We start from the raw sequence: 7,848 nt of genomic DNA on the forward strand, positions 1-7,848 counted from the left end.
CTGTGTTCCCGCAGGACAAGCCACCGGCCGGCTTTCAGTCCAAGTATGCGGAGGTGAACGGCTTCCGCATGCATTACGTGATCGGTGGTAAAGGATCACCCGTCCTGATGTCGGGAGGGTTCCCCAACAACTGGAGCGAGTTCAAGCCGGAGATGGGTCCACTCTCCAAGAACCACACCGTTATCGCGGTCGACCTGCGCGGCACTGGCGACTCTCAGGTTACAAAGAGTGGTTACACGTCGCCACAGCTGGCCCGAGACGAGCATCAGCTGCTGGTCCAGCTGGGCCTCAACAACGGAATCCAGATAGTCGGCCACGACCTCAGTGTGTTTGTCGCCTACGACTATGCCGCCCAGTACCGGTCGGAAGTCCGGAGCATGGTTGTGATGGAAGCGCCTCTCCCGGATGAGAGCATCTACAGCTTCCCGGTCCTCAGCCCTGACCCGACAAAGCCGACGGCTTGGCACTTCGGGCTGTTCCAGCAGCCCTTGGCGGAAAAGCTTCTCGCGGGCAACGAGACCGTCTTCGTCAAGAACATCATGAGCGAGTGGACGAGCGTCAAGTCGGCGTTCAGCCAGTCGGACTTTAAGTACTACGGACACTTCCTGAAGGAGCCCGGTCGCACGCATGCATGGTTGAGCGTGTACCGGGGGATGCGTGCGGACATTGCGCAGACCAAGACGTACCAGGCTGAGGGTAAGTTGAAGATGCCTATTCTTGCGGTCGGTGGCGAGAACTCCTTCGGTTCGATGGTCGCTGACCAGTGGAGCAAGTACGCTGTGAACGTCCAGGGACGAGTTCTCAAGAACACGGGCCACTTCGTGACGCAGGAGAGGCCGAAGGAAGTGACGGCTATGCTGCAGTCCTTCCTGCAGAAGTAGCTTTCACCGTCATCCGAGGACCGGAATGGTTCTTTTGAGGGCGAGTAGCATTCCCTTTGATGTGGTCGTGCTGGTAGCAATCACGTTGCTACCAGCACGACCACATCGTCATGTTATGGAGTCAACCTCGATTCGTGAGCGGTGATCGCTGCCTCTTGAGGTGGTCAGTTCGCCCCGTTTGTCCCTTCGGGTGTGAGGCGGGTTCGTCGCGTGTCGCTGCGGCTGCGCCGGGTTCCACGGGCCCGGGGATGTGTGGTTCTCCTCCGTTCTGGTCTTCGTCGGGACGGGACCGGACGTTAGGTGACGGCCGGAAGTTCGGAGAGGCGTTCAGCAGGTGGTGAACGCGGTGCGCCAGGGCCAGGTGTCGGGGATCTTCAGGACCCGTCGGCGGGCGTGGCGGACCAGGCGGGCGGGCAGATGCAGAAGTTTGTAGCGCAGGGTGTCGGGTTCGGCGTCGGCGAGGCCGTCCACATCGTGCAGTCCCAGCAGCCGGGTCCAGGCTTCCACGTCGGCGGCGAGGTTCGCGGCGAGCATCCATCCCCGGTTGACCGTCCAGGACTGGGAGGGGAGATTGCGCAGACCACGGGCCTTGTCACAGCGCACCCTGTCCTCCACCACCACGTGCGAGCGGTGCAGAACATCAAGCCACTGCGCGTGCTGCGACCCCGAAATCCCCCACATGTGGCGGATGTTGGTGGCGGTGATGGAGTAGCGCCAGCCGGTTTTGATCTCGAAGGCGGTGAGGTTCTTCATCTGCCGGCGGGAGGGTCTGACCCGGCGCACGATCAGCCGCATCCCCTCCGGCCAGCCCTCCCGGGTGTTCAGCGCGGTCAGTTCCGCGACCGCGTACCCGTCCTGGATACTCCCGTCCTGGCGCAGGGACGTTTCCCACGCGGTTTCCGGCAGCTGGGCGATGGCCTGTTCGTCGGCGTCACCGATTTTCCTGCCGACCGTATTAAGAAGCTCTGTTGCGTGCGGCCGAGCACCCCTTCCCTCCAGCCGACGGCCATGGCGACCACGTAGTCGGACTCACCCTGGCTCTCCAGAACGAAGACACGATCGTCCCGGCTGAAGGACATGCTGGCGTGGTCGGTCTTGACCTGCGCGCTCTCGGCCGCGGTCGCGCATCTGATCGCCAAGCCGCGGTAGTCGTCACGGATCTTCACCACGGCGGCGGGCTTGAACAGCAGGTCAATCGTTGTCTCGGGCTCGCCGGGTTCGTCGGGCCGGCCGACGCTCCGCATCAGGAGCTGGCCGTGGCTCGCTGTGTAGGCCAAGAGGTGGAACCTGCGCTCGCTGTGGAAGACCTCCTTGCCGGGGATGAGCTGGTGATCGCGGTTGAGCCATGTGCTGTCCGTCATGGGCTCACGATCTGTATCTCGCCGACGCTGGTCAATGTGATTGTTCAGCTGAGGGAACCGGGTCCGCTCTCTCCCCGCTGTGCTTGCCTCCGAAGGCGGTCGGCCTGCTTCTTCTTGTCGTTGATGTGCCGCAGGGTCTCCTTCAGGGCGGCGACCTCTCCCAGCCACTGCATCCGGTGGGCCTCTTCGAGCCGTTGATGGGTGTTGGCTTCGATCTCCAGCAGTTGGGGCACTGGGCGAGGTCGAGGCGGAGCATCGGGCAGCGAACGCCCCGTTGACTGAACGAACAGTGGGGATTGGGCAGTTCAGGGGGCGGATGCTGACTGCGGTCGCTACGGTCACCGGTCGTGACGAACGATGCGTCCGAGCGGGACCTGAGGACGTTGGTGGTTCCTCGGTGGGGACGGCTGGTGGAGACCGGCGATCGGTACGAGCCTTATCGGCTCCTCGATCGCGACGGTGTGACGGTGGAAGCGGTCGCCGTCTACTTCCAGGAGTTGCTGGCGGCCGGGAAAGCCCCGTCGACGGTCCGCTCCTACGGAATGGATGTGCTCAGGTGGTGGCAGTTCCTGCAGGTAGTGGGCATTCCCTGGGACCGAGCGACCCGGGTGGAGGCCAGGGACTTCAGCCGCTGGATCCAGCTGACGGTCAAACCGAGCCGAGGCAAGGCTGCGGGCCGACGATCGGTACAGGCCACCGGTGGTCCGAACCCCGTGACGGGGAAGCCGCCGACCGGGCCCGGTTACGCTGCGACCACCGTCGCGCACAGCGAGACGGTTCTGCGGCGCTTCTACGACATCCACCGCGACGTGGGAACCGGCCCGCTGATCAATCCGTTCCCGCTGGACCTGTCGCGTCGTTCCGGCCGTGCGCACGCGCACCGCAACCCGATGGACGGCTGGAAACCCGAGCGGGTGGGCCGCTACCGGCCCAGCCTTCCGCAGCGGATCCCGCGCTCGATTCCCGACAAGTGGTTCGACGAGCTGTTCGCCGCGCTCCCCTCCCACCGTGACCGGGCTTTGGTCGCATTCTGGATCTCCACCGGAGTACGCGCTTCGGAGCTGATCGGCATCCGGCAGCGCGACGTCGACCCCGGCCAGCAGTTGATCAGTGTGGTGCGAAAGGGCTCGCGGGCGGTGCAGCAGGTGTCGGCGTCGGCGGACGCGTTCGTGTGGCTGCGCCTCTATCAACAGGAAGTGCACGGCCAGGTGCCACGCGGTCGCGCCCAGCTGGTGTGGTGGACACGGCGGCGCCCATTTCGGCCGCTGACCTACCACGGTGCACACCGGATGTTCGAGCGGGTCAATGCCTCACTCGGCGCCGACTGGACCCTTCACGATCTGCGGCACAGCGCGGCTGTCCGAATGGTGCGCGACCCGAAGTTGTCGTTGGCCGACGTCCAATGGGTTCTGGGACATGCGCATTTGTCCGCCACGGAGGTGTATCTGACGCCGCGAAAGGACGAGGTCGTGGCCGGGGTGCTGGCCCATCACGAGCGGCAGGCCCGTGAGTACAGTCAGCCTGCTCCTTCTCCGGCACCGGGTTACAACCCGGCGTCGCTGGACGTCTTGTTCGGGCGGTTGTCGTGACTGCTGTTGTCAAGCACGTGATGCGCAGGCCGTTGGAGGTCTCATATGCGACGGCGGAGCAGGCTCAGGCGAGGAACAGCCATCTGCGGGCGCGTTTTCCGGCTCGGGCGGCCGAGCTGTGGTGGCCGCACGCTGCACAGCCACTGGAGGAGATGCTGCGGCGGCTGACTGCGCCGCCGTTCGACTCGGCGGTCAACGGCACCCGAGCCGGTCGTCGACGCGGGGTGGCCAAGCTGCTGCGCTGGCTGTCGAGCTTGCCGGGGGATACCTGGCAACAACGGTGGATGGCCAGCGGCGCGGAGGATCTCCCCGGTGCTGCCTGGGTGGATCTTCCGCTGCGGTGGCTGCGCGAGCGCGGGCACTCGCCGCCGTATGACCGCGATGACCTGTCTTCAGGGCTGCTTATGCTGATCTGCGGAGACGCCATCCGCCCTGGTTTGCCGTGGATGCTTACCCGCACGCATCGGTATCTCGCCTCCGCCATGGCTCAGCTCCGCGATCCCGATGGGTTGGCACTCCTGCACCAGTTGGCCGAGTCCGGGCCGGCGAACTCGCGCAAGGACGCCCAGATCGCCGCGACACGCATCGCGACTCTGCTGGCCTGCAAGGGCGGACTCATCCGGGACATCACGGTTGGCGACTGCGTGGAGCTCGTCGACGCCCAGCGCCGGGTGCATGCCCGCGGCGGGCAGAAGAAGGTCGACTTCTATCTGCGGCTGCGCACCCTGGGCATCTTCCCTGAGGACGCCCCGGCAACGATCCGGGCATTCGGTCTTGCTCTTGGCCAGTTGAGCATCGAGGAGCTGGTGGACCGCTACCGCATCCAGTGTCGGCCGGTCCGCGATCTGATCGTGGACTACCTGGAGCGGCAGCCTTCGCTGGACTTCGCCAGCTTGGACGCGATCTCGCGCACGCTCGCGGGCCTGTTCTGGGCCTGAATCGAAGCCCTCGCGCCGGGGACCGACTCGCTGCGGCTGCCGCCGCCAGTGACTCGCGCCTGGAAGGAGGACTTGAAGGTCAAGAAGCGCACCATCACTGACCCCGACGGCAACAGCATCGAGGTCTCCAGTCCACGGCTCAATGCCAAGGACGAACTCATGCGAGTACGGGCCTTCTATCTCGACATCGCGCAGTGGGCGGCCGAAGAACCAGCCCGCTGGGGGCCATGGGCCGTGCCCTGTCCCATCAGCGACGACGAGATCCACAAGGCGAAGGAACGCAAGCCGCGCAAGGCTCGGATGGACCAGCGTACCCGCGAGCGACTGCCCATCATGCCCATTCTGACCAGCACCGCCGACCGTCGGCGACGCACGGCCGCCGACCTGCTCCAGGCGGCGAACAACACCGAGCCCGGGGCACTGATCCCCGGCACCGACGGATCATTACGCAAAGCCGTCGCTCCCACGGCGGCAGGCCACCTCACCTGGGCCGAAGAGACATCCGGTGGACGGCGGCGGAACCTGACATACGAGGAAGAAGAGGGGTTCTGGGCCTTCGCCACGATCGAGGTCCTCCGTCTGACCGGCATCCGCAACGAGGAACTCCTGGAGCTGACGCACCACAGCGTCACCCAGTACCGGCTCCCGTCCACCGGCGAAGTCGTACCACTACTGCAGATCGCCCCATCAAAAACCGACACCGAGCGACTCTTGCTGGTCAGCCCGGAACTCGCAGACGTCCTCAGCGCCATCATTACCCGTTTGCGCGGCCCAGACGCGGCGATACCGCTGGTGGCCTCCTACGACGTCCGCGAGAAGGTTTGGAACCCACCGATGCCGCTGCTGTTCCAGCGCGACATCGGCTCCGAACACCGTGCATTCACGCCGACCGCGATCCGAAAACTGCTGATCAGTGCCTTGGCCGCCACCGGCTTGACCAACGCGGCAGGCGAGCCGCTTACCTTCTCGCCTCACGACTTCCGGAGGATCTTCGTCACCGACGCCATAATGAACGGCCTGCCGCCGCACATCGCCCAGGTGATCTGCGGGCACCGGAGCATCGACACCACGATGGGGTACAAAGCGGTCTACCCCGCAGAGACGATCGAAGCCCACCGAGCGTTCATCGCCCGCCGCCGAGCCTCTCGCCCCGGCGAAGAGTACCGAACCCCGACCGAAGAGGAGTGGGACGCTTTCCTCGCCCACTTCGAGAAGCGGAAGGTGTCCATCGGCACTTGCGCATGCGCCTTCGGGTCCCCTTGTATTCATGAGCACGCTTGTGTCAGATGCTCACTCCTCCGGCCGGATCCGGCCCAACGGGCACGGCTCGTCGACATCCGCGACAACCTCCTCGCCCGCATCGACGAAGCCGAGCGCGAAGGCTGGCTGGGCGAAGTCGAGGGACTCCAGGTCAGCCTCACCGGAGCAGAGGAGAAACTTGCCCAGCTCGACCGCCGCCCCACCAGTCACGGCACCATCGACCTCGGCCTCCCTGCTCCGCCGAGAGCTTCAACCAGCACCTCATGAAGGCAAGCTGATCGATGCCCAGTGAATATCCGTGGTTGCTGAGGAGCTGCACGCCTACGATCCACTCCATGCGCAGTGTGTTCGTGTTCCCCGCAGGTGAGCGTGCTGAGACCGTCGCGTCGCTCGATCGACATCTGCCTGAGCAGCGCGATCCCTGGACTGTGGAGGGCAACCTCTACATCGAGATCGACGATGAGCAGGCCGGCTACCTCTTCTCCGACTGGGATCCCGACGACATGGCGGCCCTCGAAGCGGCCGTCGGGCATCACCCCACCTGGGCAGTGCAGATTGACATCTCCGGACGAATCGATGGCACCACAGAGGTTCGCCAACTGGTCGAGCTGTTGCTGCAGCACGGAGGCGTCGTGACCGACGACTATTCCGCCCACCCCTGGACGTTGCAGGAGATCAAGTCTGGAGCAGTGAACGACGGCCTGCGCTTCTTCGACTTTCGTGCCTACCACGAACTCAACCGCGAGTAAGAACTTCCTGACTCGATCACCGCGCAACGGCAAGTTCAGAGAAGCAGGCGTTTTCATGCTGGCAAGGGGTTCCGTAAGGCCGGTCGCAGGTGCCGAGCGCGACCTTGCGCAGGCTGAAGTGGTCGCGGAAGTCCTGCCACTCGGTGTCGCTGGGCTCGCGGTACTCCTCGCTGGGACGGTGGGTCCGGCGCTGGTCGACGAACCTTGTACGGCTCCATCCGCGGTGAGGTCCGCACCGGTCGGCGGCGCGGGTAGGCACCGGCGAGGACAGAGCCTCACGGACCAGGCGACGATGAACGCCGTACTTCCGCGACAGAGCCCGGATCGACAGCTGCGCTGCCAGTTGTCCCGCCGGATCCGGTCGAACAGCTCTTGCTTGGACAAAGACATCCACAGCACCGCCCCTGCCGGAAGCCATAGGAACCGTCTCACCGCAAGAGCCGAGGTGGGGCCACTTCGCCCCGTCACCACCCCTCAATGCGCTCGCGCGACCCACCAACTGGGGCCACCGCAGGCCAACATGCCGGGGCCGCTGAGCAACGTCAGGACCACTCAGGTGATCGCGGACTCGGAGCGGGCAGGTCTGGTTTCGTAGTCCCCGGCGAGGCGCCGATAGGCGTTGATGTGCGAGTACGTGTGCTCGTTCGTCTACGGCTTCGGTTGAACTTGGGAGCCGTGCTGATCGGGATCTTTGTGGACGGTCTCCAGCTCGCGGTCGAGGATTTGGGAAGTCGAGTCAATCAGGCGGTCGGTGAGGCCCTGGTTGGCTCAGACTGAGCTTGCATGATCGTGGCATGCGACCCAAAGACGCGGGCGTGTCCGCGCGGTCGTCCGTCGGCGCTGCTGCGGCGTAGCTGTGTCGGGTTTTTGTGGGTGTCAGGTTGTGGTGGGCCGGGCCGGGGGTGAAGTGACGATGGTGTCGGTGGTCCAGGCGAGCTCGCGCGACCGCCTGCTGCCGCCGCGCGGCTGACGGCTATTGGGCTGGGTGGACGGCTTGGATGCCGGTGCCAGCGTATGCCTTTGGTGTCAGGGTGAGTAGGAACCGGCCGGTGGGGTGGGTGGGGGAGGGG

Annotated in this window: 8 protein-coding genes; 5 read left to right on the forward strand and 3 right to left on the reverse strand. The window is 65.2% G+C overall.

From position 1 onward, the window contains the following. Positions 1 to 881, forward strand: an 881-nt coding sequence (locus ADL25_RS04850; RefSeq protein WP_059126369.1) for an alpha/beta fold hydrolase, incomplete at its 5' end; no start/stop codon positions are given. A 327-nt stretch (positions 882 to 1,208) separates the two neighbouring features. Here the strand turns inward: ADL25_RS04850 and ADL25_RS45665 are convergent. Genes ADL25_RS45665 through ADL25_RS04865 form a run of 3 tightly spaced genes read right to left on the reverse strand, consistent with a single transcriptional unit; the run spans position 1,209 to position 2,475 of the window. After that, positions 1,209 to 1,676: a transposase gene (locus ADL25_RS45665; RefSeq protein ID WP_420711337.1), complete on the reverse strand. Its 468-nt coding sequence runs from the start codon at positions 1,674 to 1,676 to the stop codon at positions 1,209 to 1,211. Between the two features lie 35 nt (positions 1,677 to 1,711). Then, a complete protein-coding gene (locus ADL25_RS50260) occupies positions 1,712 to 2,242 on the reverse strand; it encodes a hypothetical protein (protein ID WP_059126370.1) in 531 nt (176 codons plus the stop codon). A 44-nt stretch (positions 2,243 to 2,286) separates the two neighbouring features. Beyond that, entirely contained in the window at positions 2,287 to 2,475 is a 189-nt protein-coding gene (locus ADL25_RS04865) for a hypothetical protein (protein ID WP_059126371.1), read from the reverse strand. 114 nt (positions 2,476 to 2,589) lie between these two features. On the opposite strand from ADL25_RS04865, the gene ADL25_RS04870 reads away from it, so the two are divergent. The 4 genes from ADL25_RS04870 (at position 2,590) to ADL25_RS04880 (ending at position 6,778) form a co-directional block, all read left to right on the forward strand. Next, positions 2,590 to 3,831: a tyrosine-type recombinase/integrase gene (locus ADL25_RS04870; protein ID WP_059126372.1), complete on the forward strand. Its 1,242-nt coding sequence runs from the start codon at positions 2,590 to 2,592 to the stop codon at positions 3,829 to 3,831. After that, positions 3,828 to 4,769, forward strand: coding sequence for a hypothetical protein (locus ADL25_RS49645; RefSeq protein WP_199839101.1), 942 nt, complete (start codon positions 3,828 to 3,830; stop codon positions 4,767 to 4,769). Before ADL25_RS04870 ends, ADL25_RS49645 begins: the two co-directional genes overlap by 4 nt. Positions 4,770 to 4,841: 72 nt before the next feature. Next, positions 4,842 to 6,296, forward strand: a complete 1,455-nt coding sequence (locus ADL25_RS49650; RefSeq protein WP_234380566.1) for a tyrosine-type recombinase/integrase — start codon at positions 4,842 to 4,844, stop codon at positions 6,294 to 6,296. A gap of 68 nt (positions 6,297 to 6,364) precedes the next feature. Beyond that, on the forward strand, positions 6,365 to 6,778 hold the full coding sequence (locus ADL25_RS04880; RefSeq protein WP_059126373.1) for a hypothetical protein: 414 nt from the start codon (positions 6,365 to 6,367) through the stop codon (positions 6,776 to 6,778). The last annotated feature ends 1,070 nt before the right edge of the window (positions 6,779 to 7,848 follow it).

The organism is Streptomyces sp. NRRL F-5122 (assembly GCF_001507435.1).
GTDB lineage: Bacteria > Actinomycetota > Actinomycetes > Streptomycetales > Streptomycetaceae > Streptomyces > Streptomyces lannensis.

Coding starts and splice junctions, on each gene's coding strand:
- ADL25_RS45665 (WP_420711337.1), bottom strand. CDS start 1,676: ATGCGGCTGATCGTGCGCCGGGTCAGACCCTCCCGCCGGCAGATGAAG.
- ADL25_RS04880 (WP_059126373.1), top strand. CDS start 6,365: ATGCGCAGTGTGTTCGTGTTCCCCGCAGGTGAGCGTGCTGAGACCGTC.
- ADL25_RS50260 (WP_059126370.1), bottom strand. CDS start 2,242: ATGACGGACAGCACATGGCTCAACCGCGATCACCAGCTCATCCCCGGC.